This window comes from Natrialba taiwanensis DSM 12281 (genome assembly GCF_000337595.1).
Taxonomy (GTDB): domain Archaea; phylum Halobacteriota; class Halobacteria; order Halobacteriales; family Natrialbaceae; genus Natrialba; species Natrialba taiwanensis.
This window is the reverse complement of the sequence record NZ_AOIL01000049.1, coordinates 74,063-98,690: the sequence shown is the minus strand read 5'-3', so window position 1 is coordinate 98,690 and position 24,628 is coordinate 74,063. Positions and strand designations below refer to the sequence as shown.

At 57.3% G+C, this 24,628-nt stretch carries 17 protein-coding genes and 2 tRNA genes; 11 read left to right on the top strand and 8 right to left on the bottom strand.

Annotated elements, in window-relative coordinates; all coding sequences use genetic code 11:
• The first annotated feature begins 175 nt into the window (after positions 1 to 175).
• From C484_RS13455 to C484_RS13445, 3 genes are all read left to right on the top strand, one after another.
• The gene (locus tag C484_RS13455) at positions 176 to 1,219 is read left to right on the top strand and encodes a nucleotidyltransferase domain-containing protein (protein ID WP_006826463.1); all 1,044 of its coding nucleotides are present in this window, start codon (positions 176 to 178) and stop codon (positions 1,217 to 1,219) included.
• 355 nt (positions 1,220 to 1,574) lie between these two features.
• Positions 1,575 to 2,363: a hypothetical protein gene (locus tag C484_RS13450; RefSeq protein ID WP_006826462.1), complete on the top strand. Its 789-nt coding sequence runs from the start codon at positions 1,575 to 1,577 to the stop codon at positions 2,361 to 2,363.
• A 129-nt stretch (positions 2,364 to 2,492) separates the two neighbouring features.
• Positions 2,493 to 3,125: a DsbA family oxidoreductase gene (locus C484_RS13445; RefSeq protein ID WP_006826461.1), complete on the top strand. Its 633-nt coding sequence runs from the start codon at positions 2,493 to 2,495 to the stop codon at positions 3,123 to 3,125.
• A gap of 35 nt (positions 3,126 to 3,160) precedes the next feature.
• On the opposite strand, the gene C484_RS13440 is transcribed toward C484_RS13445, so the two are convergent.
• Complete coding sequence (locus C484_RS13440; protein ID WP_006826460.1) at positions 3,161 to 4,099, bottom strand: NAD(+)/NADH kinase; 939 nt, start codon at positions 4,097 to 4,099, stop codon at positions 3,161 to 3,163.
• Between the two features lie 115 nt (positions 4,100 to 4,214).
• Here C484_RS13440 and C484_RS13435 point away from each other — a divergent pair, with 115 nt between their 5' ends.
• Positions 4,215 to 4,454, top strand: coding sequence for an amphi-Trp domain-containing protein (locus C484_RS13435; RefSeq protein WP_006826459.1), 240 nt, complete (start codon positions 4,215 to 4,217; stop codon positions 4,452 to 4,454).
• A 43-nt stretch (positions 4,455 to 4,497) separates the two neighbouring features.
• On the opposite strand, the gene C484_RS13430 is transcribed toward C484_RS13435, so the two are convergent.
• Positions 4,498 to 4,568: transfer RNA gene (locus C484_RS13430), tRNA-Gly, on the bottom strand.
• A 226-nt stretch (positions 4,569 to 4,794) separates the two neighbouring features.
• Between C484_RS13430 and C484_RS13425 the strand changes: the two genes are divergently transcribed.
• Positions 4,795 to 5,589, top strand: coding sequence for an NAD+ synthase (locus tag C484_RS13425; RefSeq protein WP_006826458.1), 795 nt, complete (start codon positions 4,795 to 4,797; stop codon positions 5,587 to 5,589).
• Positions 5,590 to 5,686: 97 nt separating this feature from the next.
• Here C484_RS13425 and C484_RS13420 read toward each other — a convergent pair whose 3' ends face one another.
• Complete coding sequence (locus C484_RS13420; RefSeq protein ID WP_006826457.1) at positions 5,687 to 6,550, bottom strand: enoyl-CoA hydratase/isomerase family protein; 864 nt, start codon at positions 6,548 to 6,550, stop codon at positions 5,687 to 5,689.
• A gap of 60 nt (positions 6,551 to 6,610) precedes the next feature.
• Here C484_RS13420 and C484_RS24645 point away from each other — a divergent pair, with 60 nt between their 5' ends.
• The 4 genes from C484_RS24645 to C484_RS13400 all read left to right on the top strand — a co-directional run bounded on the left by C484_RS24645 (position 6,611) and on the right by C484_RS13400 (position 11,403).
• Entirely contained in the window at positions 6,611 to 7,636 is a 1,026-nt protein-coding gene (locus tag C484_RS24645; protein ID WP_006826456.1) for a DUF7114 family protein, read from the top strand.
• Positions 7,637 to 7,851: 215 nt separating this feature from the next.
• A tRNA-Thr gene (locus C484_RS13410) sits at positions 7,852 to 7,923 on the top strand.
• Positions 7,924 to 8,086: 163 nt separating this feature from the next.
• Positions 8,087 to 9,868 (top strand): DUF7845 domain-containing protein, encoded by a 1,782-nt coding sequence (locus C484_RS13405; RefSeq protein ID WP_006826455.1) that lies wholly within the window; start codon positions 8,087 to 8,089, stop codon positions 9,866 to 9,868.
• A 371-nt stretch (positions 9,869 to 10,239) separates the two neighbouring features.
• Entirely contained in the window at positions 10,240 to 11,403 is a 1,164-nt protein-coding gene (locus C484_RS13400; RefSeq protein WP_239640987.1) for a hypothetical protein, read from the top strand.
• A gap of 56 nt (positions 11,404 to 11,459) precedes the next feature.
• Here the strand turns inward: C484_RS13400 and C484_RS13395 are convergent, their stop codons facing one another.
• Entirely contained in the window at positions 11,460 to 15,383 is a 3,924-nt protein-coding gene (locus tag C484_RS13395) for a helicase-related protein (protein ID WP_006826453.1), read from the bottom strand.
• Positions 15,384 to 15,494: 111 nt separating this feature from the next.
• Between C484_RS13395 and C484_RS23065 the strand changes: the two genes are divergently transcribed.
• Together C484_RS23065 and C484_RS22395 are read left to right on the top strand one after the other, a co-directional pair.
• Positions 15,495 to 16,538, top strand: a complete 1,044-nt coding sequence (locus tag C484_RS23065) for a hypothetical protein (protein ID WP_152422712.1) — start codon at positions 15,495 to 15,497, stop codon at positions 16,536 to 16,538.
• A 2-nt stretch (positions 16,539 to 16,540) separates the two neighbouring features.
• Complete coding sequence (locus tag C484_RS22395; RefSeq protein WP_083867346.1) at positions 16,541 to 17,401, top strand: TauD/TfdA family dioxygenase; 861 nt, start codon at positions 16,541 to 16,543, stop codon at positions 17,399 to 17,401.
• A 65-nt stretch (positions 17,402 to 17,466) separates the two neighbouring features.
• On the opposite strand, the gene C484_RS22390 is transcribed toward C484_RS22395, so the two are convergent.
• From C484_RS22390 to C484_RS13370, 4 genes are read right to left on the bottom strand one after another with little or no spacing between them, the layout of a single operon-like run.
• On the bottom strand, positions 17,467 to 20,352 hold the full coding sequence (locus tag C484_RS22390) for a DUF1156 domain-containing protein (RefSeq protein WP_083867345.1): 2,886 nt from the start codon (positions 20,350 to 20,352) through the stop codon (positions 17,467 to 17,469).
• A gap of 2 nt (positions 20,353 to 20,354) precedes the next feature.
• A complete protein-coding gene (locus C484_RS13380; protein ID WP_006826450.1) occupies positions 20,355 to 20,981 on the bottom strand; it encodes a DUF7680 family protein in 627 nt (208 codons plus the stop codon).
• The gene (locus C484_RS13375; protein WP_006826449.1) at positions 20,978 to 24,220 is read right to left on the bottom strand and encodes an ATP-binding protein; all 3,243 of its coding nucleotides are present in this window, start codon (positions 24,218 to 24,220) and stop codon (positions 20,978 to 20,980) included. The genes C484_RS13380 and C484_RS13375 overlap by 4 nt, the downstream gene beginning before the upstream one ends.
• Positions 24,220 to 24,429 (bottom strand): hypothetical protein, encoded by a 210-nt coding sequence (locus tag C484_RS13370; RefSeq protein WP_006826448.1) that lies wholly within the window; start codon positions 24,427 to 24,429, stop codon positions 24,220 to 24,222. Before C484_RS13370 ends, C484_RS13375 begins: the two co-directional genes overlap by 1 nt.
• Positions 24,430 to 24,628 lie beyond the last annotated feature (199 nt).

Sequence of the window (24,628 nt, the reverse complement as noted above, 5' to 3'; positions counted from 1 at the left end):
TCCGGTTTTGGCAGGTAGCCAGCCGTGACAGTGACCTGGGTGGCAATCCGGCACGCGTGCAGCAGTTACGTTGCACCCCGCTATTTCTTTAAGTGCTTCTGGTCACAAGGTGTAGATACGAGCGGAGACCCGCGGATCATCGCTTTCTTTGTAGCCGGTCATCAGTGGTAGTGTGATGTCTCCACCGCCATCGGCTCCGGCACTCGTTCGCGAACGCATCGAGAGCCATCTCGCAGCTATCGAGCGCGGACACGACGTTACGATCATCGTCGCGGTCGCTCGGGGTAGCCACGCCTGGGGCGGCGCGAGTTCGGCGAGCGACTACGATGTCGGGTTCGTTTTCGCGCCGAGCGATCTCGGTCGGTACGCGCACCTCAAGGAGCCGCCGGAGACGATCGTCGAGGAGCGACGCGGTGGCGAGCCTGCTGATGGTGACGCTACCAGTGTTGCCGAGTTCGACTGCGACTACGACTATCAGGGCTGGGACATCCGGAAATTCGCGCGCCTGCTCGCGAACTCGAACGACGGGGCGATCGATCTGCTCCGGAGCCCGATCCGATACCGGCTCGCGTTCGATCCCGCTGTGCTCGACGATCTCCGGACGTACGTCGAGCAGACCTACAACCCGATGGATCTCTACCACGCCTACAGGGGGATTGCGACGAGCAACTACCGCAAGTACGTCTCCAACCACCTCGTCCGCGCCGACGACGAACGCTTCCCGATTATCGAGGAGACGGCGGACGGGTACGTCGTCGAAGCGGCCGATGCGGCGAACAAGAGTGAAGAAGCGGGCCGAGGACGGAACGAAGGGGAGAGCGAGGGAACGATGTTCGTTGCCGATGACAACGAGCGGTTCAGTACCACGCAGACGAAACCGACGGTCAAACGAAACCTCACCATCTGCCGGGCAGCGATGGCCGCTCGCTATCTGCAAACCACCGGCGATCGCGGCGACCACGACCTGCCAGCGCTCGCGTTCGAGACGTTCCTTGACGATCAAGCGCCGGCCGTCTTCAAGCGCGAGCGCATCGCCCTCGCGCGGACATTACTCGAGCGGAAACGTCGCGGCGAGGGCGACGCTCACATCGGTGACGCCGTCGGCCGCGAGTTCGCCATCCCGCCGGCTGAACTCGATCCCGCGGTACACGTCCGATCGGGGCCCGACGCGGCGCAGTTGGACGAGTTCATCGACGAATTGCTTGCGCCGGTCGAATAGCGTCGCGTATTTCCGTCGTCTTTGCCCGTCTTCCTTTAAGTTCTTCTGGTCACAAGGTATAGATACGACGGGTTACTGACGCGCTGTATTGCGTCAGCTCTCTTTCGTTCGTTTCGATCGTTGGGTGGTATCGTCTCTCCGAAGCCAGTGCTGGAAACGACGATCGAGACTGCGGGTGTTCTTTAAGTTCCTCTGGTCACAAGGTGTAGATACGAAGGGCTTTTTGGAGCTATCGATCCATTCGCTTGGAGCGTTTGCTATCGCGCTGTATAGCTGTCGGATTAATCATCAGTTCCGCTGAAACGCCGCGAAAACGAGCGAGCCTTTTTCAGTCTCCCTGTCCGAGCGACAGACAATGCAAGACGACGGTACAGACCCCGGTCCCGGTTCAGTCCCCGAGCGGGCGGGAACCGTCACCGCCCGCCCGGACCGCCCCCGTGAGCGGCCGTTAGAGACGCGCCCCGGTGCTGGCACGCTCTCCCGTGCAGCCGCAAAGCGGGATACGACCGTCCGCCAGTGGGGTGTCGTGACGCCGAGTGCGACCGTCATCGGACGCGCGGAGTCGCCCGAGGCGGACCTCTCGGAGAGCGTTCGCCGCCTCCACGACGAACAACACGCCGCGACGCCCGGCTACAGCGAGCGCGCCCACCACTTAGACCGCCTGCGGACGACTCAGGCGCTGTGTAACGCGCTGGAACTGACGCCCTGGCAGCGCGATCTCGCGCTCGGCGTCATGGACGAAATCGACCTCACCGAGTTCGGCAGCCAGCGCGCGATTCCGAAGGTCGCGCTGGTCGTCATCCGCCACGTGGTCGACGTTGACCGGCGGACCTACTTCGGACTCGACGATGTCGACGCCCAGACCCTCTCGGCCGATCGAATGGACGAACTGTTCGGCCAGTATCGCGCCCACGACATTACCGAGGAGTCGACGTTCAAGCGTCTCGCCGCCACGCACGGCCTCGATACGACGAGTCTGAACCGGCTGCGTCGCGTGTTGAAGTCCCAACTGGAAGACGAGTTGCCGGCCTACGGGCGGAATCCGTACCGCGATCCGAACCTGCCGGCGACGACCGACACGGACACGGACACGGACGAAGGCAACGCGGACGCGAGCGACGACCAACCGCCGAGCGAAGAGTAGCGACGGCGGACAGAGAACCGCAAACGGAGAGGTGGCGCGCCAATAACGCGAGGGACACCGCCCGGACCGTGGAGAACGGCCCGTTCTCCCTACCATCGGCTTTTCCGTCCGGATCACCTACCTCCATCGATGACCGCCCACTCCGCCGGTGACCGGCTCGAGCTGTACGCAGACTACGTCTGTCCGTTCTGCTATCTCGGCACCCGCTCGCTCGCACAGTACCGCGAAACGCGCGACGAACCGCTCGCGGTCGAGTGGCACCCGTTCGACCTCCGCTCCGGGAAGCGAAATCCGGACGGCTCGATCGACCACGACGCCGACGACGGCAAGGACGACGCCTACTTCGAGCAGGCCAAGCAGAACGTCGAACGGCTGCAAGACGAGTTCGGCGTCGAAATGACGCAGGTATTTGCCGGCGAGGTCGACTCGCTGCCGGCCCAGCAGGCCTCGTGGTACGTCTCCCAGGAGTATCCCGACCGGTGGGCCGCGTTCGACGAGGCGATCTATACCGCCCTCTGGCAGGATGCCCGCGACATCGGTTCTCCCGATGTCCTGGCTTCGCTCGCTGAATCCGTCGATCTGCCCGTCGACGAAATCCGTTCGGCAGTCGACGACGACGGCCTCCGAAGCGAACTCGAGGACCGCTTTCACAGCGCACAGCGCCGGGGCGTCTCCGGGGTTCCAACGTTCGTCGTCGACGGAACGGCAACGAGCGGTGCCGTTCCACCCGAGCATCTCGCCCGACTGGTCGAACAGCGCTGACAACACCGTCCCATCCCGGCCGAGACGACAGCGCGCTACCCCAACTTCTCGAGCGCCTCGAAGAACTCGACCTGCGGGCCGACCAGCGTCACCGGCTCGGGCGCGACCGAAACGGTGACCGTCGCAGGCGGGACCAACTGCTGTCGGTCACGGCCGTCGCTGATGACGTATGCGGTCTCAGCGTTCGTCACTGAGAGCGTAACCTCCGTCTCGGCATCGACGACCAGCGGGGGCATGCTCTCCTCCGCAGCCGCGGCCATCTGTGTGACGACGAGCGAGTTCGCCGTCGGGTGAACCAGCGGACCGCCCTCGCTCAGGTTATACGCGCTCGATCCGGTCGGCGTCGAGACGAGTACGCCGTCTGCATGGCCCTCAACGTACTGGCGGCCGTCGACTCGAACGTCGATCGTCGCGCCGCCGCCGTGACCGCGCCGCGGCCCGTGGACGACGATTTCGTTGAGCGCCGGATCGAGCGTCCAGCGGTCAGCTGTAGGCGTCTCACCCGTCGATCCGCCGGCTTCGTCTCCACCGTTCCCAGTCGCTTGCAACCGCACGAGTTCACGCTGTTGAGTAGAGCGGCCGGCATCGCTCTGAAGGCGCTCGACGACGGCGGGAACGACGGTGAGTGCATCGTCGGGGGAGACGGCGTTAAGAAAGCCGACTTCGCCGAGGTTGATGCCGAGAATCGGCGTGTTTCCGACCTCGCGAGCGACGTACAACAACGTTCCGTCGCCGCCGATACTCACGACGAGGTCACAGTCCGCCATCGCGCCAACCGGGACACCGGACTGGTCGAGATGCTCGGCAGTCAGTTCGTCGACGACGGTGGTGTTGCCGGAGGGTCCGCTCGTCTCGTCAGCTGCAAGACGGTCCTGCAATGCCACGGCGAGGTCCCGCGCGCGCTCGTTAGCGCGCTGGGCGACGATTCCGACGGCGGCATCTCCAGTCGCGTCTGCGTCCGCGTCGTCTGCCATCGCCCGCGACTACCCGTGCAGACGACAAAAAGCCACGCCTCGCGGCGACGGTAACAACGGACTAGCCGCCCGTTTGCTGTCCATACTTTTCCGGAGCGCCGGGCCACTCTCCGGCATGGCACAACGTACAACGACGGACGAGTCCCTTTCGCGAGACGAACTCGCGACGTACTTCGAACACCTGGCGGCGGAGTTTCGCTCGGGTGACGAGCAACTCGATATCGAAGTCGGCAATAAAACGGTGACGCTCAATCCCCCGGAGACGGTCGATACCTCGATCGACGTGGTCGAGCGGTCAACGATGTTCCGCGGCAACCACGAGACGGTGCGGGTCGAGCTGAACTGGAAACCCTGACAGGAGACGCTATCGATCCTGGGGCTGTAGTTGTCCGCTCCCATGCGCTGGCCGGGAATTGAACCCGGGCTATGAGCTTGGGAAGCTCATGTCCTACCACTAGACCACCAGCGCTCGGTCGTGTCGTACCGCAACACGCCGAATGCAGCGCCACCCGACGTGACTATCGCAGTCTATTGGTCGATCACACTTGAACGTAGCGCTCTCGGGTGCGCGTTCCGTTTCCCATGGCCACACGACGGCTCGCGACGCTATCACCAGCGCCACACAAAATTGACCGATCGGTCAGGTTTTGCCCGTGTGGGCAGCCTATTAGACACCTGCACTCATACAGTGGACCATGATCGACCCTCGTTTCTCGGAGGCCGAACTAGACCAGCGCCGTGAACACATCACGACCTTCATCCGCGAGCAGATTGCAGCCGCAAACGCCGATGGCGCCGTCCTGGGCCTCTCCGGCGGAATCGACAGCACGCTGACCGGTCATCTCGCCGTCAACGCACTCGGAACCGACAGCCTCCATGCGCTCGTGTTACCCGCGACCGTCAGCGGTGACGAGAACATGAGCGACGCCGAGCGAGTCGCCCGAGAACTCGACATTACGTACGACGTGATCGAAATCGAGCCGCTTATCGACTCGCTGCTTACGGCCTACCCTGAGGCGAAAGGCGATCGCGAGGCGGTCGGCAACGCACGCGCTCGCGTTCGAGCCGTGCTGAACTATCTCGTGGCGAACCACGAGAACCGGCTCGTGCTGGGAACTGGCAACCGTAGCGAGGCCGCCGTCGGCTACTTCACGAAGTACGGGGACGGCGCAGTCGACTGCCACCCGATCGGCAATCTCTACAAGGCACAGGTCCGCCAACTCGCCCGCCACGTCGGTGTCCCCGAAGACCTCGCATCCAAGACCGCAACCGCGGAGTTGTGGGCCAACCAGACCGACGAGGGCGAGATGGGTATCAGCTACGAGACGCTCGATTCGATCCTCGTCTCTCACATTGACGGCCCACTCTCCGTCGCTGCAACCTGCAGAGAACTCGACGTAACGCCCGAAACAGTCGACCGCGTCCGCGAGATGTACGAACGCAGCGAGCACAAGCGACGGGCACCGCCGTCACCGGACCCGCTCACGTAACTCCCGGTCGACGAACTGGCTCCCCGATAACTCCTCGCAGGTGAATTCGGCCGGCTCGTCGCCACAGAGGCAGACCCCATGTGACCAGCCAGCGCCGTTACTCGAGTACCGACCCGATATCCTCAGCGTGGCGAGCAACGAGTTCAGCGAATGCCTCGGCTTCGCGCCGTTCCTGTAGTTCCCGCTTGCTATCGTCCCGAACCCGACGCTTCAGCACCGCCAGTGTGTCACTCGCGTTGTCAGCGATCGCCTCGGCAACCGTCCGCGGATCGTCCTCGAGACGCGAGATGAGTCCCAGTCGTAGCGCCTCCTCGGCGTCGACGGTGCGACCTGACAGGGCGAACTCGAGAGCAGCGCCCCGGCCGACGAGTTCGGGAAGGCGGACCGTGCCACCCCAGGCACCAAACAGGCCGAACGTCACCCCCGGTTCGCCGTAGGTCGATGCTGGCGTCCCGACGCGCACGTCGCAGGCGAGCGCGAGTTCGAGACCGCCGCCCATCGCCGGTCCGTCGATACCCGCAACGACGATCGCCGGCGAGGTCTCGATGGCGCGAGCGACGCGCTGTCCCAGTCGCGCGAACTCGCGTGCTCGATCGCGGTCGCCGTCGAAATCGCTCACGGCGTCGAGGTCGGCACCGGCACAGAAGGCAGGGCCACGGCCGCGAATGTAGATAACGGGTGCCGTCGGTACTGATCGAGCGCCTGCCGCCGACGGCGACTCCCCGCAGTCGGCCGATCGAGAGGACGGTTCCGTCATCGGAGTCGAAGGAGAGGTCGAAGGCGAATCCAGAGTCGAACCGACGGATTCGATCGCAGCCGCCAGCGCATCGAGCCCCTCAATCGTCAACGCGTTTCGGGCATCGGGACGATCGAGCGTAATCGTCACTATCCGATCCGACGACTCCGGCTCCGATCGCGACCCGTCACCGTCAGCAGCGCCCGGATCGTCAATGTCGATCATGACAGGAGTCGATCCGGCGTTTCCAAAGGTCTTTGCCTCCGCCCTCGTAACATCCTGCTAATGGACAAGGCCGACTCCTGTCGGCGTACTGCCGTCGACGCTGTCGCGGATGTGGAACCACCGCGATTGGCTTCGCTCCTCGATACCGTTCTGGAGGACGCCTCAATGCTTCCCGGTGTCCTCACCATCGAGAGCGCCACGATACACACACCCGAACTCTCTAGTCTCCTCGACGATTCGGCTCCGACGAACGATCGAGAGCAGGACCACCCCCAGCGCCGAGACGGCGACCGGCCCATAGAGTCCACCGAACTCGACACTGACACACTCCTCACCCACGCCGCCGGCGTCCAACTCATCTACGAGGGACTCCGGCTCACGCGTGAACTCGCACACGAAAACACTTGGTGCGGAGACAGTGCCCACGCGGATCAGCCCGCATCCCAGTCACACTCACAGTCAGTGCACCAGGAACAGTCACAATCTCAGTCAGGTCCCCACTCTCAGCCGCTATCGCAATCGCAGTACACAGACGATCTCACAATCCTCGCCGCAGACATCCTCGTCGCCCGCGGCTTCTCCCTACTCGCACGCACCGACGCCGCCGACAAAGCCGTCCACACCGTGCAGGCCTTCGGACGCGACCAGACCAGACGCACCGAGCTCACCAATACATCCACATCCCCTCCCGCAACCTCTCTATCAAGCACACAACCCAGCACAGCCGCCAACCCAACCACCGAAACAACCCCTTCAAAACCCACCACGTCCGCAAACACCGCAAAAACAACAAAGACAACGCTCTCCCCCCACTCAATCAACACCAATCTCGAACGCGACATCCTCGAACTCGCCATCCGCACCGGCGCAGCCACCGCCGACACATCACCCTCCGCTTCCGCCCTTGAGCTCGCACCCACCCTCACCGACACCCTCCTCCCCACCGACACCCCCCTCCCCACCGACACCCCCCTCCCGACCTTCCCCCCAGTCACGGACGGTCTCGCTGAACTCGATCACCCCGCTGTCGATCAAAACCACGACAACTACTCGACCGGTTGTGTCCCGTCTGCAACCGATCCATAATCCCGTTCTCCCAGTCGTTCTCACTCGAGTGCAAGCTGAACTCGGCCAGTTATCACCATTGTTTCGTACCGAAAGACAGCACCCACCGCCAGTGGCGATGCCAGCACTCCAAACTATCGGTCTCCCAAACCTGAACTCTCGGAGTGAAATCGCATGACACGGCTGCTGTAGATGGAAAGGGATATAACCCATGGCACCACTCCATCTAAATGCGTGCCTGGGTAGCTTAGCGGTAAAGCGCGTCCTTGGTAAGGACGAGAGCCCGGGTTCAAATCCCGGCCTAGGCTTGATACGACTCCTTCAATTTCTCCCGTAAATGGGGGAAGGCTATCTGAACACTACAGTTTCAACTCTCATAAATTGGGGTGTCGCGCGAGGCATGTCATCAGCGCGCCGCCCGAGACGGCCGCCGGATATGAGAGCCGGCTATCAATGGGAGAGGTGGTCTAAGTGGCCGCCCAGCAGTTCCTCGAGACCCAGTGCCACGAGTTCGACGCCTACCTCAATTTCGACGAATACGGGCTGAAGCCGTACTATGGACTCACCACCTTCCGGAAAGAGCACGACTGGGTCAATAACGGAAAGCCGTCGACGACGTTCGAGTTCGATGGACAAGAATGGGCGGCCGTCCTAGACTACGACGATCAGCCGATTCTCCCGTGGTCAGATCCGTCGTACAAGCTCGAGACGGCGTACCTCTATCGCGTGTATGTCGTCTGCATGGACGAGACGTACGACGACGAGAGCGCCGACTCGAGCCAGCGGGTGAAAGGCGGCACGTTCACCGTCTATCCGCGTTGGCCGGACATGAAGAAACGCGACGATGAGACGGGCGAGATTAGCAAGGTCAACGGCTACATGGATCTGGGTCGGCCGTATCTCACCGTTCGTGCCCAGGCGTCGAATATCGACTTCGCGGACTACGTCGATCTCACGGCTGAGGCGTTCGCGGCATTCGACGTTCCACGTCGGTATTTCTCGAACCCGCACGGGTCGAGTAACGTTAACGACGCTGCGGTGTACGTCCGTCCGAAGCAGGATGTCTCCGGACCGATCTATGCGGCCGACGGACCAATTGCGCGCATTCACCAACTGCTCGAGTCCGATCGATCGGGCTACCGGAAGCACGTCGAGGACAACCGCGAGCGTCCCGGCGACCATGTGACGACGATGGTTGACTCAGAGCGCGCAGCGAAGCTTATCCCTGGCCACAAGATCGGGAAAGAGGTGAAGCACTACTACATGCGAAATCCCGATAACTACAACCCCGATCAGTTCGGGTGGCATCCCAAACTCGAGGTTTCGTTCCAGTCTTCGATTACAGACGAAACCATCTACTGGGATCGCGAGGATGCACTCGACATCGAGCAGTGTCAGCGTGAAATCGAAGAGATGTTGATGAACATCCTCGATTGGGCTGGCCTCGACGTGACCGGCGGAGACGAATATCACGAGGACGCCTACTTCGATCCAGAGCGTCGAAGCCGTCGAAGCCTGAAGCTCGTTGACTGTCCACTTCCGGAGATCGAGAGTGAGCAGGAGAACGCCGTGATGCGACTCTGGGGCGACATGAACGGAAGTGATCGAGCGGTAACCGAGATGCTCCTTACCGACGGCGGAGAGATTTCACCGAAGGACGCAGCCGAGAAGACCGGTTACTCCTATCGGACAATCCGTCGAGTGGTCGACCGGCTCGAAGGATTCGTCCGGCATACCTACGGGAAGCTCGAGGTCGAGAGCGACTTCGCTGCCCAAGAGATGCTCAAGCGCGTCAGATCGGCTGAGGAGCAGTTCCGACGAACTATTGGGGCAACAGCTATGCAGGTCGCAGAAGACGCCTCTGGGTTCGAGAGCGGGCCGTTCAGTCGTTTCAAGAACTCCTACGAGGTTGGCGTTCGTGACACTGACGAGCGCAGCCGGAAGCTCCTCCAGGTCCGATACACGCCAACTGATCGAGATGAGGCCCTTGAGATCGCCCGTGAGGCCGTCACCAGCTATCAGCAGCAGTACGATGATGAACTCGGCATCAGCGGAATCTGGATCAAATTCGAGTATGCTGACGGATCGACCGAACGATTCCGTCTCACGGATGTATTCCAGTTGTCGAAGGCTCGTGCGGATACCAGCCGGTCTCGAGGGGATCGTCCCCTCGACAGGACGCGGCAAAAGCTGCTCGAGGAGCGAGAAAATCTCCCGCGACGGATGAAAAGCCGAAACGCGCTCGGCGACTGAGCGCCGCCTAGTGAGTGGCAACACTGTTTCGTACCTTAGTTTCTGGCGATGAGCGGTGATTTTTGTGGTTTCGTGGCTCGTCAGAGCAATCGCGTTGCTTCGACTCGATCGCCTCAGCGAGGCTTGCGTGAGAAACCGGACGCGCTGCGTCCGGGTCCCCCTTAGGAGGTGTGGCTAAGGCCAAAGGACCAAACTAACCGCTACGCCTCCGCACCGCTGGAGTGGAAATAGAGGGGGCACCGTCTTCGGTGGTACGCGAAAATTTCGACCCGCGATGGGTCGTTCCTACTGTTGCCAGTTCCACTAAGTCATGTTATTAACATAAATTTAACTTGTAGTAGAGACGACACGCGATCAACAGCTGAATTACTATGCCGTATCTTGGAACGGTGGACGGTGACCGTGTTATCCCGCCACAGGTTGACGATGATGCTGAAGTGACGTGCCCTGTCTGTGACGATCCCATGGGTGTCGTGAAATCGTATGAACGAGGTGACGCGTTCGTCTCACGGCACTTCCGTCACCACGACCGGGACGATCGAGCTGAACTCTCAGCTACCGACGGCCAATCGACGTTTGGTGATCTCGGTAACGCTGTCAAATGTCCTGGAGAGTCGGACGAACACCTCAAGATGAAGTCTATTGCCTATGCCCGGCTCGAGCACGATTTTCCTGACGCGACAGTCGAACTTGAGTCAGGGGTGGATGAGAGGATTGCGGACGTTCTCTTGAGCTTTGATGAGCCATGTGCTCCCTACGGGAATGGAATCGCAGTCGAAGCACAGTATCGAAACGAGGGCAAAGACATCGAAGCTGTGACGGACCATTATCTGAATCGAGGATATAGCGTCGTATGGCTGTATGAAGACGATTTCTCGGGGTACGATGTCGATCTCTCGGGGCTGCTCACTGTCTGGCCGTGTGCGCTCCCAGACCGATCTGGCCTTGAGGGCTATCCAGATGTCATACGATGGCTGAGACAGGAAAAGTCTCCGGCTGTCGAACTCGAGATACCCATTCCAGGCGAGTACTGGGCGTCGTTCGATAAGTCCGGGGAGTGGGTCGCAGTCGCACAGCGATATCTTCGTCAAGGACGATATTCTCATAGCAGCCGAGCCTGGGCAACGATCTCCCGATCACCGACTGGACATTTGACGCTTCAGATCGGAAAGAAGGACTGGGGATTCGGTGGGGATAAGCACCGAGTCACTGTCCAACTCGAGCGAAGTGACTGTGAAGAACTTCGGAGCTTTGCGACCGAACTCAAGCAAGAGGGATTCGAGTCGAATCATCCTTCAGCGGACGAGCGTGAGGAATCGTGGTATGATCTCACTACAGCTTGGTTCGTCGGCTCGGAAAACGTGACCGCCTGGCTCTCCGCGTCACTCTCTCCTGACGACGAGATTGTACTTTCGCTTGGGAAGAAGCATCTCGGCGAGACTGATCGGGTCAGCCTGCAAATCGATCAGACTGCAATTGGTGCAATTCAGAGCATTGCTGATCTGCTAGAACAGGCGTTCGAGATGGAATCGTAGTCTACGCTACGGACTCTTTACCGCTGGTGTGAGAGTAGAGATGCTCCGGATCCGATTCAGGATTGATTGGCTCGCTCCCGGTTTTCCAAAAAGGTCTTCTTCCACACGTTGAGTGCCTCAATCGATTGATGCTCTTTGATAGCACCATCTCGGTTAAGTCTCGCAAGGTTACCATCTCGCCCCCACCCACAAACAACTGGCCGGGTGCGAGACTCGTCGCGGTCTTCCGCTCGCTTCGAAAGCCGGGCTGGATTCTTACTCTGCTCTCGGATCACGTCAATGAGCTGTCTAAGCAACGGATTCCCTGGGGCGAGATAGTGGACCGATGAGAACTCATCGGCACACTTTGCCGAAAACGTCACCGCAATAGCATCCTCGTCGGAGGAAATGATTTCAGCGAGTGTGTGTTCACCATCAGACTCTGGGACGTTGAGCCCGCTGCAAGTGAGGCGATAGATCGTCTCCTCGAAGTCGACAGCATCGGCATATTCGCTCTTCACCAGCTCGATATCGAGTTCACTAATTGGGGTAAACGTGATCCCCTCCTCTACGAGGGTTTCGTTTCCGACCAACGTGGCCTCGAGACCCGACGTTTCGAACGGCTCTGTGTAGCTGTAGTCTGTCTCACCAACGTCGATCAGATCTGGATGGGTGTAGGACTTCCAGGCGTCGAGCTTCGCCTCATCGATGATTTCTTGCCGAATAGGCGTCTCTACGGTTTCCAGAGATTCCCCGACATCGACGCGATCGGCGTTCTCTTGATCCTCGATCTGCTCCGAAAACTCTCGATCAGCCTTCTCGACGACCTCGGAGCTGTTGTCTCCTTCGGCCTCGAGAGTTGCGGCTCGAATCTGTTGACTGACGCCGGAAAGGACGGGTTGCATCTCTCCGACGACGTTCTCGAAGAGGTTAATGCGGTCGTCGAGTCGTTCGTAGATGTCCGTTTCGACCGTATCCTCGTAGCTGTAGTTCAATATCGTGATCTCGTCGTGTTCCTGGCCGATACGATCGATACGACCGATTCGCTGTTCGACTCGCATCGGATTCCACGGCAGATCGTAATTGATCAGTGCGCCACATTCCTGGAGGTTCAGCCCCTCACTGGCCGAGTCAGTGCAAACGAGAATACCGACGCTACCCGAATCCGCCGAGAATTCTCGCTTTACCCGTTCCTTGCCAACTGTTGTCCACTCGTCGGCCTCGGGATCGTACAGCTCACCACCGCGTCCAGAGTACGTCGCGATTCTCCCACCGTAGATCGGCACGAGACTTTCTCGAATGAAGTCCATCGTATCCGTGTACTGCGTAAAGACAATGGTTCGATTGTGGCCGTCTTTATCCAGTTCGTCGAGATCGTCTCTGAGTTGGCTGATTTTCGGATCTTGATCAATTCGTTCGAGTTCACCGACGAACGACTCCAATTCCTCGATTTCCTCTTCTAACAGGTGGACCCCTTCGTCTGTGACGTTCGGAACGACTTCCGCGAGATTTTGATCCTCGAGGTCGTCCTCGAGTTCGTCCAGTACGTCGATGTCCTCGAGATCGTATTCGGAGAGCGTCTCGAGAACGACCTGTTCGGAGCCACGAGATCTGCGGTCCGCCGCTCGCTGTTTTCCTTTGAGGACGGCCCGTTGGCTCCGCAGTTTCTGGAGTCGGGCCTGAAGACTCTGCGAGATGGCGTAGACACTGCTCGTAAGCCGCTGGCGGTACGTGGTCATCACGAACCCGATAGCGCGCGATTCGGCCTCACTCGATTGCTGGGCGAGTTTGTAGAACTTCCGCGTGAAATCGTCGATCCGGTCGTAAACGTGGCGCGTCTCCTCGGTCAGTTCGATCTTGTGCTGCTCAGGATCGCGGTCCGGGACGGTCTCATCGAGTAGGTCGACCTGCTCGTATTTGCGGAGCGTTGGCCGAGTGTTGCGATGAATGAGCGCGTCCACCGGCGTCGAAGCGGACAGAACGTCTCGGACGACCTGCCAGCCCGCTTCAGAGAGTTCGTCTAACGCGTTGAGCCGGTCGTTCCGCGAAAACATCAGCCACTCCTCGTCGGCCTTCCATTCCGGATACAGGAGGTACTTCAACTTCTCGTCCTCCTTCGCGTCGAACGGGTCGATGTCGTATCCGTCGATCGCGGCTTCGAACGTCTCGATGTACCCGTCGTAGTGCTTACCGTAGTCGCCAGCGAGGTCACAGGCTCGGAGAACCCGTTGTTTTGCGATGGAACGGGCGTGCTGCTCGTCGCCGACATCCAGTTCATCGGCGACGGCGTCGAAAACCCGGTCGGAGAGACTCCGTTCGCCCGGCAGTCGGTCCTGGTAGCGTCCCTGTGTGAGTGTCGCCTGTGCCGACCACGAATCATCAGTCGACGTATTATCAGCCCATAATTCCGACTTGAGCGCCTGTGAGAGTGCCTGTCGGGTTTCGAAGAACTCGGTGAAGTCGTCTTTATTGTCCCACTCGCCGGGCAAATCGAGCAGCGACATGAGATCGTAGAGTTCGCCAGCGTGGAGCTGCATCGGTGTCGCAGTCAGCAGGTAGTACGTCTGGGTGTGCTCACGGAGTTGCTCGAGTAGCGAGTAGAAGTTACTCCCTTTCCGGGCGTTGTGGGCTTCGTCGACGATGACAGCGTCCCAGACCCCCTCTCGATTCTCCAGCGATCGGCCGCGGCAACTCGCCGGAACGTCGTCGCGTGTCCGGACCTGGTCACCACTCTCTGGTGCGATCTGTTCCCAGCGGCCGGACATTCGAGCCGTATGCCAGGACATCACGACGATCGTCGGCCCGTCGATGGTATCGTCAGTCTGGCGCTGGTGGAGGAACCGCCAGATGGGGCTGTCGACCCACGCCTGTTCGTGCGAGCCGGGATCGATATCGGAGACAGCCGGCGGTGAGTGCTCCTGACCGAACGCATCGATGAACGCGTACTCGTAGTTGCTCCCTCGATCGTAGCGGAACGCGTTCAGGTTGAACTTCTCCCAAAGCTCCTCCTGCCACTGGATCGTGAGGCTTGCTGGAACGAGCAATAGTCCCGTCTCGAGTTCGTCGGTGAGACCGAGCCGGGAGAGAGTGAGACCTGCCTCGATGGTTTTCCCGAGCCCGACCTCGTCACAGAGGAGGAAGCTATTCGGATAGGTGCTGACGAGCGTATCAGAGACGACGCGCTGGTGTGGCCACGGCTCGATCGTACTCGCTTCTTCGGCGAGTGCGAGCCCACCTGGCGAGAGGTGACCGTCGGCGACGATATTCGCCTTGTCGCGTTCGGTCGGCGGCGCTTCCCCACGTGCTATTTGGATCGCTTCCTTGAGTTCGGTTTCCGAGTCAGGATCCTTCCAGTCGATGAGTTCCTTCTCGATCGCTTCGGGCAGATCGTACACTTCGATATAGGGGTGTTCGTTCGACCAAAGTCGATCGAACGTGTCGATGTCGCCGTCGACGTACGACTGCTGTTCCTCAATCCACGAACAGTGGACCTTGAACCGCTCATAGTTGCGTTTCCAGCCGCCGATGGTCTCGTTGACGCTCCCCTCGAACGACAGCGCGTTGTCGTCCGCGTCGTGGAAGATGCCCATCTTCGGATGGAAGATCCGCCAGTTTCCCTCGCGAGGCACGGCGACCTTGATGTGGAGTCGATCTTCGCGGAGGAGGCGGGCGAGGAGTGCGAGCTGTGCGTTCAATCGTTCGTCGTCGAGATCATCGAGCGATTCTTCGAGTTCGTCGGTCAGTGCCTCGAGAACCGGGCGGTCAGTCTCGTACAGTTCGGCACCGACGACGAGGCGCATCTCGCCATCGTTCTCGAGGAGCGTGTCGATCCCGCGAGAGGCGACCGCGAGTGCGCTGCTCGAGAAGTAGCCGGCAATGCGGTCGTAGCGGACGCTTCGCTCGAGTGCAGGAATATAGAACTCGTCAACTAGATAGGCTCCATTTTCACTGGGTTGGCTTTGATAAATCGATAGCCAGTCCCGCTCAGAGAGTCCCGACATGTTCGAACTGTCTCACGGTTGACTTTGTTTATACTTAACTTCCAGCATAGGTTCTATAGGTACATTGGTCACCCACTAGTATAATGTAGAGGGAGTCTCACTGACTCATTAATGTCTGACCAAGCGAAGGAGATACTCTCTAAAGTCTCCCAATCAGACGATGTTGCCCATGAATTTGATTCATCCGTCTTGCAACGGTACCAAGACCTTCTCCTAGAATTTAGACGACAAGCCGGTGGCCAACGGTTCGGCCAACTACAAGCAGGATTGAGAGTAATAGAAGCAGTATTAGTAGCATCAGGTGCACTGCTTGGGTTCATCCTCTCACTGCAAATACTTGATCCAGTAACTAGTGTTATCATCTGGGTTGTTTACATATTCCTCTTATCATTAGTTATTCTGACTATACGTTTGATACCAAAAGAACTGAGATTACTGAATGAGAAGGCAACACGGATTCGTTTGGTTAATCTTTGTGAAAGATTAGCTGGCCAGTTAGCCCTATTCAATTTGATTTACGATGAAGAATCAAGAAATAGAGACGAAGAGAAGATAATTGAACAATTATCAGAGAATCTTCCGAAGTATGAGGATGTGTCGAACAAAGATCAGAAAACTATCCAAAAGTGTCTAAAGAGAGAAAATATATTTAATGATTCTAGAGAAACAAATATCTCGCTGAATAAATTGAATATCGGTGATAAAGCTGCAAAGAGGTTGAATAGAGCAACTAAAGAGATTGTTGATCTCTGCCCCTATATTTTCACAGGAGGTACATTCACTGCAAAGCTATATTTGCGAACAAGAATGGATCTCGACAATGACGAACAGGTAGAAGTCCTAACAAGCTTTACGAAATATCCTGCACCTAGCGATCGCCCTCGGGGAAGTAGTTGGGTAAAAGCTCGTGGGAACCCATCAATCGTTTGGGAGGCTCTTGAAAATAGTCGCCCTAAACATGTTCAAGAAGAAGGTATAGGTGAATACTATGATAGTGTACTTGCTATACCGCTTCCTGGTCGAATTGGGGTATTAGCGATTACGTCCGATAGAATTGATGCATTCGTTGATAAGGATGATGAGTTATCCGTACGTGCTTTAGCGGTTGCATCAAGAGCTAATGCTCTCCAGGCTTTAGAAATAGGGGATACCTGACAATGGAAATTAGTGATCTCTCAAACATCGATCTAGACCCTGTTTGTCATGCTCAGTACAATCAATCTGTGACTAAGAAAGCCGACATTGGAAAGTTTGATCCATCATCTGATGGGTTCAAACAATCTGTACTATATACATATAGAGAGCTAGGTTTTGCGAAAATGACTATCGGTGATATTAACCAGCCTAGAAAAGAACTGGCGAAGGTCGCACAAGAATTCGGATTTGATTCAGCATTTGTTCCATCTTCATATTCAAATGACAGGAGTTTACATGACGAGTTTGGGATTAATCAAATAGGGGGCGGAAAGAACACTGGTGGAAATCATGAAGGGTTCTTCTCTAACGAGGAGCAAGCAGTTCATGTTGATGGGACGCTTGAGCCAATTGGTACTATACCAACGACGATGATGTTATGTCGCTCTCAAGCTGAGAGTGGTGGAGAAAGCCGGATATTCAATTCTGTAAGTGCATTCTGTCAACTTGCACGTGAACAGCCGACGTTAGCAAATGCACTATCCTCAGAGCAGGCACTCACTCGAAGTGACGTAGACCGATCTGGTACGTCTGTAACTGGACCGGCTTTCGATATTAACCGATATGGGCTTGTGAACAGGTTCTCATTGGATAACACGTCAGAATGGAATGTTAACGAAGTAGAACATCTCCAGGCAGCACTAAATTGGATGAATGATAAATTGGAAAACAGTAGTAAATTTTACACCGAGTTTAATCTTAACTCTGGTGATCTACTGATTGTTGCGAATCATAAGATCTCACATGGCCGGAATGGATACAAAGATAAAAAGAATAACCGGCGTCAACTATTCCGAGCCATATTTGACTCGGAAATAAAATAATAGGGCCATTATATTCTGATATCTGTTTAAGAAATATAGGACAATCCAGATCGTGATTCTGTTGTTTATTGATGGTCTGTGAGTTCGCTCTGCATAGTCTTATCGTCGTGATCAGCGAAGACGTTCGGACTGAACTCGAGATCCAGAACGTCTCGAGTTCGTCCGGCTGCGAGATCCCGGGCGAGTTCCCAGTCGTCGTGATCGTGGGGCAGCACTTGGAGCAGCGCCTTGAGGGTCGACTTGAACGTCGAGTCGGTGTCGAAGTTCCGCTCTCGAAGCCAGTCACAGCAGGCACTCTCGCCCTGGACATCGTAGACGTGCATCGCTGCGTGGATCTTGTCCAGCGCGAGGCTGAAGGAGAGGTCGTCCGGATTCACGGGGATGCGACTCGAGCGGTCCTCGGGTTTCTCGTTGATGTTCTGGACGCGACCATCGTGGCCACGAAGGGAGATGTCACCCCGGCTCTTGCGCCAGGTCTTGGTGCTGCGCTTGATTTCGTCGATGTCGACACCGATCCCGAGCCCGAGCTGGTGGCCCTCGTCGTAGGAGAACGTCTCGGACTCGTGGACGAGCCAGCAGAGGATATACCACTCCGTGACGTCGTCGAGTTCGTCGATCCCCTCAGCCTCGAGGTATTCGTCGACGAGGACCTGGGTTACAGCTTCGCGGGCCTCCTCGAGAGCACGTCGTGGTGGAACTTCATTATCTTCGTCGTCAACGACCGGATACGCATCTGTGAAAACACGAAGTGTTGGTCCAAAGGCGCTGATAATGATGTCGGTTTTTGTAAGGCTCATTCCGGAATCGATGAGATCGCGGGCTGCTTCTTTTGCAACTTCCCGAGTGTCAGACTTGACATCACTCCAAAGGGAAGGGGGCGCATTCTCAGGTTCACGTTCTTTGTGAGGCTTTCGACCCGTGAGTAGAAGTGTACTATCAGCTGAGGCATTGCCCTGCATTGAGACTCGTTGGGGCATCTCACTTGTAATTGGATGAGTAGAGGTAATAACAAATCCCGATTTAATCAGAGACATAGTGAGGGTATCCCATGCATCGGTTTCTTTGTGAGTAAACATTACCGTCATAACACCGCCTGGTTCCAGTACACGATAAAGTTCAGAGAAAATATCGCTCATCTTTTTCTCATAGAACTCATTGGCGAGATTGCGCTTTGACGAGTTTTCACTAGATACAGAATCAAATTGACTTGTGTTCGCAACAGCTTCTTCAGACTTTTCGGTGAGTGGGGTGTTGAACACATCAGGAACTACATCATTGAGGTATTTCCGAATCCAAACATAATAAAGGTCAGAAAGTTCAGAATACATAACACTGCTATAATAGGGAGGATCTATTACAACTGATTGGATACTATTGGGGTCGTAGGGGAGATCAGCGGCATCACCGTTTTGAACATCTCCACTTGGCGTATCGGCGTCCAAGTAGGAAACTATCTTCTCATAGGAATCAAGGATTTTGTCAATCGTTGCTTTGTACCCTCCCATTCCTCCAACAGACATGTTGAGGTCAGCAAAAGAGCGTTGTAACGTCAGATTCTTCCCACCACTTACGTTTGCTGGGTAACCCCGACTCGCTTGCCATGGTGTCATTCGCGAGTTATAGTCAACCAACTTTCCAGAAACTAAGGCCAATAACGATAGAATCGCTTCAGAAGTCTTTTCGTCGTATTCTTCGCGGATTTTAGGCTTGTGTTCTTCAAATGCGTCCCAGTACGTGTAATGAGAGATGAGTTGGCGAGGATTGAAGATATCTCGCCACTCGGTCATTCCATACGAAATTGGCTCATTTGTCTTTGCTCCTTTCGGTATTTCGGTTGATAGTAGCGTTGCAAGTTCATAATTAGATTCTATTTCTTCCTCTGCCTGTTCAAGTGCATCATAATCCGCAGATGTTGGCGACCGGATGTGTGACTGACCATCAGGTGAGAAATATTTAACAGCATAAATATCGAATTTGAAATCACCATTTTGGTATTTTTCCTGGATCTTCTCTGCTTCGCAAACAACGTCACAAGCAACACACTGTGCATTTCCACCTCGAGAGATGGGACCATCTTTTGGGTCCAATCCATCTAACTCTTCGCTTGTTGGTGATTCAAGACACTCATAGCTGATTGTACCATCCTCGTCAAAGTTCGGCTTTACAACAACTTCTGTTCCTGCTTTCTTAGTTTTTGCATGCCAATTTCGGATAAGTGGAATATCTGATCCACAGGTTGGACATGTAATAGTATGCGTACTAATATAACAATCAACACTTTGTTGCGGATTTGTATTTGGGAAGTATGGTTCTAGACGCTTAGTTGCGGTTCTATCGATTTTGCTCGCCCATCTTTCGACTTCCTCACGGAGTGATCCTACGTCTGGTGCATATTCAAGTAAAACTTTGAGAATTGTCACCGGAACCGGGTTAATTTCGTTGGCTTTCACCGGTAGGTCATAGCGTAGAGCTTCAAATGGGATCACCCCGCCACCAGCAGTTGGATCAAGAACCGTGGGAAGCTCACCGTCCCATGTTTCCTTCAATTCCCGATGTAGGCTCTCTTTTTCCGAATCTGTTGGTGATTGTTCAAATGGTCGTGGGTATTTGTAGTGTTCACTAAGAGTCCCACTTCGGCTGCCTTCAGTTGCCTTCTTTTGTTCTACATATGTCTCAATCGGCACATCTAAGTCTTCCTTCGGACCGATCTGCATCAGATCTAATAGTGTATCCGATTCAACATCAGATGGGAGAACTGATGCAAGAATTGCAAGTCGCGATGCAGGTGTTGGCCGACGAGCGAACCACGGATGAAGATATCTATGGGGAGGTAGATGTTTTGGATTGTCTTCTTTCAGGTTTTCAATACCAACCGCTTTCAGCGGTAACTTCCCCTCTATAGCAAGCGGTTTCAGCGACTTTTCCGTATCTTTGATCGGTTGCTCACTCATGATTAAATATGGTCTGTTAGTAGCATTCGCAGTGCTTTCTCCCCGTTTGGACTCGAGGGAGATCGACACTTCGCGTGCCAATAGTAACACTCCTCATCGCTCATCCGCACGATACCCCGGCAGAACGCTCGCATCCGGTCGATGCGCTGGATCGGCTTGACGCCGACAAAACCCAGCGCGAGCCGAACCCCGGCCGTCTCAGGAAGGAAGACCTCCCCTTGCCCGGAACCCGTCACACTCGAGTCGTGGACCCCAGCCCCGTCGAGCGTCTCGCGAACCAGCGGCAGGATCGACCGTAGTCGACTGCCGGACAGCCGTCTGATCTTCACGGCCGTCCACTCGTCCCAGTCCCAGTGGTCGACCTCGAGGCTATCCGACTCGCCGAATACGTCCTCGAACGAATCGGCCACGAGTTGCTGGTTCGGATTCGAGCGCTCGAGTCGCTCCCGCCGGGCCGTTGCCTGGTCCGCAGGCAGCAACTCGTATAGCGTCAGCGTGCCGCCATCGGGGCCAGCATCTCGAACGAGTGCGAAGTTCGGACGACCGCCGTAGACGCTACTGCCGAGACCGCTGACACCGGGCTGCTCTCGAGCCGACAGCGCGGACTCCGGACGCGACTGTGACGTCATTGTTTGGCCTCTGGCACGATCTCGGTCGGTCCTCGAGCCTGTACCTTCACGTCGATGTTGGTCTGTCCGAGGGCGTCCTCGAGTTCCGCCAGCAGATCGTCCTCATCGTCCGTGATCGGTTCCGGCTCCGGCAGGTCAACCCGGAACTTCAGGTCGATCCTGACCGTGTCGCCGAACGGGTCCGGCTGGTTCGTCACGCGAGAGAACTCCCCGAGACCGCCACGGAACGTCGCCTCGTACGTGGCGTTCGAGTCCGACACCGTCTCGTACTGCATCCGAACCGAGACGTGATCGGCCCGGTTCTTGAGCGCACTCTGTTGGGCGATGAACGAGCCCTTCGAGAGCTGATCCTCGCCGCCGACCTCGACCGTGACCTGCGACACGCCGGCATCGCCGTCCGACGTGGCCGCCGAAATCGCCTCGCCGCGGACTTCCTTGAACGCTCGAGAGGCGGCCATCAGACTCGTTGCGTGGTCCCACTCGGAGGGCTGTGCTCGCTCGTCGTCAGTTCCGAGCGCGACCTGTTTCGAACCCGAGCCCGTCGAGTCTCCACTCGTCGACTCGGCTCCGTCGTCCGACTCGTCGTCGCCCTCCGGCTCTACCGGTTCGGGAACCTCGATCGAGTCGGCGTGCACCTCGAGGAACGCTTCGATATCCGTGTAAACGACGTACTCGTCGCCGATCTTCACGTCCGAGTCCTGAATCGACGTTCGAACGTCGGGTGACTCGACCAGCGGTGTATCCTCGTCCCAGTTGTCCAGCTGTGCGTCCTCGTCGCCGTCCCAGTAGACGGTCTCGCTTTCGCCGTCCCAGTAGACGTACCCAGAGTCGTCGACCATTCGTTCGACCGTTTTTCGCAGCGGTTTCGTATTTAAGAGGTAGGGAAGACCGGGTTTCTTTGCGAACTGGGTGACCAGTTGCTGGGTCGTCATACTGTCCTGGGTCCGCTGCCAGAGTTTTTGTTTGAAGAACGCCGTCCCCTTCGCGCTGGCGTCCGCTCTGATCAGGCGATCGTCGAGGGTCTCTTCGACCGCGTTTACGAGCGTCGTCCCGCCGTTGGCCTCGGTTGCGTTGATCGTGATGTGGGTCAGCCCGTCCCGATCGACGTAGTAGAGGTGACGGTAGACACCACGGACGAGTTCGCCGAGCAGCCCGTGGGCCTGATCGCGACGCTCCCGGAGTTCCTCGATCTGCTCGTTCGATAGGTCCGCCGTCTGCTGAGAGTCGTCGAGCAGCGCCTCGATCGCCTCGAGCTGTCGGGCTTCCTGGATCCCACTCTTGATACGTTCCTTGTCCGGTGCGAGGAAGAGAACGTAGTTCTTGTAGACTCGACTCTGGACCTGCCCGCCGTGTTTGGATGCGGACTTCTCGTAGAGCGTCTGGATCTTCTCCGGTGTATTCTCACCGCCGTCGGACACCGGTGCGGTGTCGATGTGCATGACGGCGAGCTGTGGCTTCGATATCTTGTCCGGGAGATCGGCCGGCGATTCGGGGAAGACGACCGTCTCGAAGCCGCCGGTTCCGACTTCGGTCTCGAGCCGGGACTCGAACCGCGATCGAGCCTGCGCATCGGGCGTGTTGTCCACGCGCTGGTCGATAATCCGGATGAGGTTCGGATCGGACTTGAACCGCACTCGTTCCTCGTCGTAGAGGTAGTAGCACGCGACAGTCATGTCGCCGCCGGCCAGTGCCTCGAGTGCGGAGTCGTAGTTGTCGAACCGGATATCCTGGTGCCCCAGCGTCGCGTTGAGTTCCGCTCGCGTCAGCCCGGTCGCCTGCTCACCGTACGCGAGGCTGTGCCAAAGGACCGCCGTCGTCAGGTGGCTCCCGAGCGGTGGGATCCCCTTCTCGGTCCACTTCCGGTCCTCGAGTTGTGCGTGCGCGGTCCCGTCCTCGCTATAGATGTCCGCCGACACAGCCGCACTCAGGTCGACGAACTCGAAGAGCGTCTCGTGGAGCGTCGAGTCGATGCTCCCGCCTGGATCGTCGTCCGACGGCGTGAGATCGTACAGCCGAACGAAATGGCGATCGTAGCGCTCCGGCTGGTTGTTCCAGAGGTAGTAGACGGCCCGAGCCAGCAGTTTCAGCGCACCGCGGGTCCGCTGGAACCGCGGAATCGTGTCGATCTTTTCGGTCAGCGTGTCCAGAACCGTCGGATGGAACGGATACTCTCTGGTCAGCCGATTGACGTAGCTCGCTTCGGTCGCTTCTTGCGGGAACTGCCGATCGCTCTCCGTGTAAAACTGGAAGTAGTTCTGCGCGATCGACTCCGCTGCCTCGTCGTCGATCTCCTCGAAGAGACGATGCTGAAGCACCTGCCCGACCTCGCTCTCGTCGGTCGGCGTGATCGTCTTGTGCTGACGACGCCCGATCTGGTTGAGCTCGTCGACGAGATTCCTGACTTCTTCCGCCTCCTCCTCGAACGCGGTATCGGCGATACTGTAGACGACAGTGACGTCGTCGACCTCGGACGCCGTCTCGAGCAGCGAGAGGATGAAGCTGAGCGTCTGGCTTGCGAGGGTCGCGTCACCGACCTCGACTCCCGACGCGGCCTCGAGATACGCGGCGATCTCGTCGATCAGGATCAGGGCTGGCCCATCGCCGTATTCAAAGAGATCCTTGAGGGTGTTTCCGCCGGGTGCTTGCTGCTCTTGGTCGTACTCTTTGAGGTGTTCGTATCCCTCGAGGCCGTACAGCTGATACGCGATTTCACCCCACATCGTCCGCGTATTCGGAGCGTTCGGATCCGAACGATCGCTTCGGGCGTTTCGAGCGTCGACGTGACCGCCAACAAAGACAGCGGAATCAACGGTCAGTCCGTCATCGACGGCGTCGTGATAGTCGTCGACGAGATTCGCGTCGTCCTCGAGAAGGTGTCGCTCGAGATCGCCGATAGATGTGGGGTCCGTCGCGAGATGGTACGATGCTATCAAGTCGTGCGTTTTCCCACCGCCGAAACGGGTATCGAGACAAAGGATGCTGCTATTGTACCGGCCTTCGTACCCACCACCTGCGAGAAATCGTCCGGTAAGATTGCTGAGCAGGGTACGCAGCCCGTCCGTGGGATACGTCATCTCGAAGAACAGAGACGGATCCTTGTAGACCGGCGGTGCATCCTCTGACGAGTGTGCAACGGTTGCGAGACTCGCTGCAAACTGATCTTCCTGAAGCGTCCCCTCGAGAACGTCTTCTCGGGGCGTACAGGCGTCAAATAGCGCTGTGTACTCGGTACTACTCATCAATCTCCTCCCTCAGAGTCAGGTTTTGATACGATCACGAATTCCCCATAGTTGCTATTGTCGACCATTGCATGAGCAATGCTCTTGGACTCGGCAATGTCGACTTTCACCGAATCACCGACATCAGCCCCGAACTTTTGCAGCTCGAGGCCAGAGAGATTTACCCGGCCGGAGTTCCCCGTATTCTGTCCGATTCGTTTCCGAGTCATCAGATGTTCACATCACTTAATCGGACTGTTATAACCTTTACTTAGTCTAAGCAATGTTACAGTCGGCTAACCGGACTGTCGACTTATTTCTCGATTGGTCGGTCCAATAGCTTGGCACCGCTACATCGGTATCCTGATCCACTGACCAATTGACGATCTCCACGACAATACTCCGACCAACTTTGCCGACGAGAGGCGT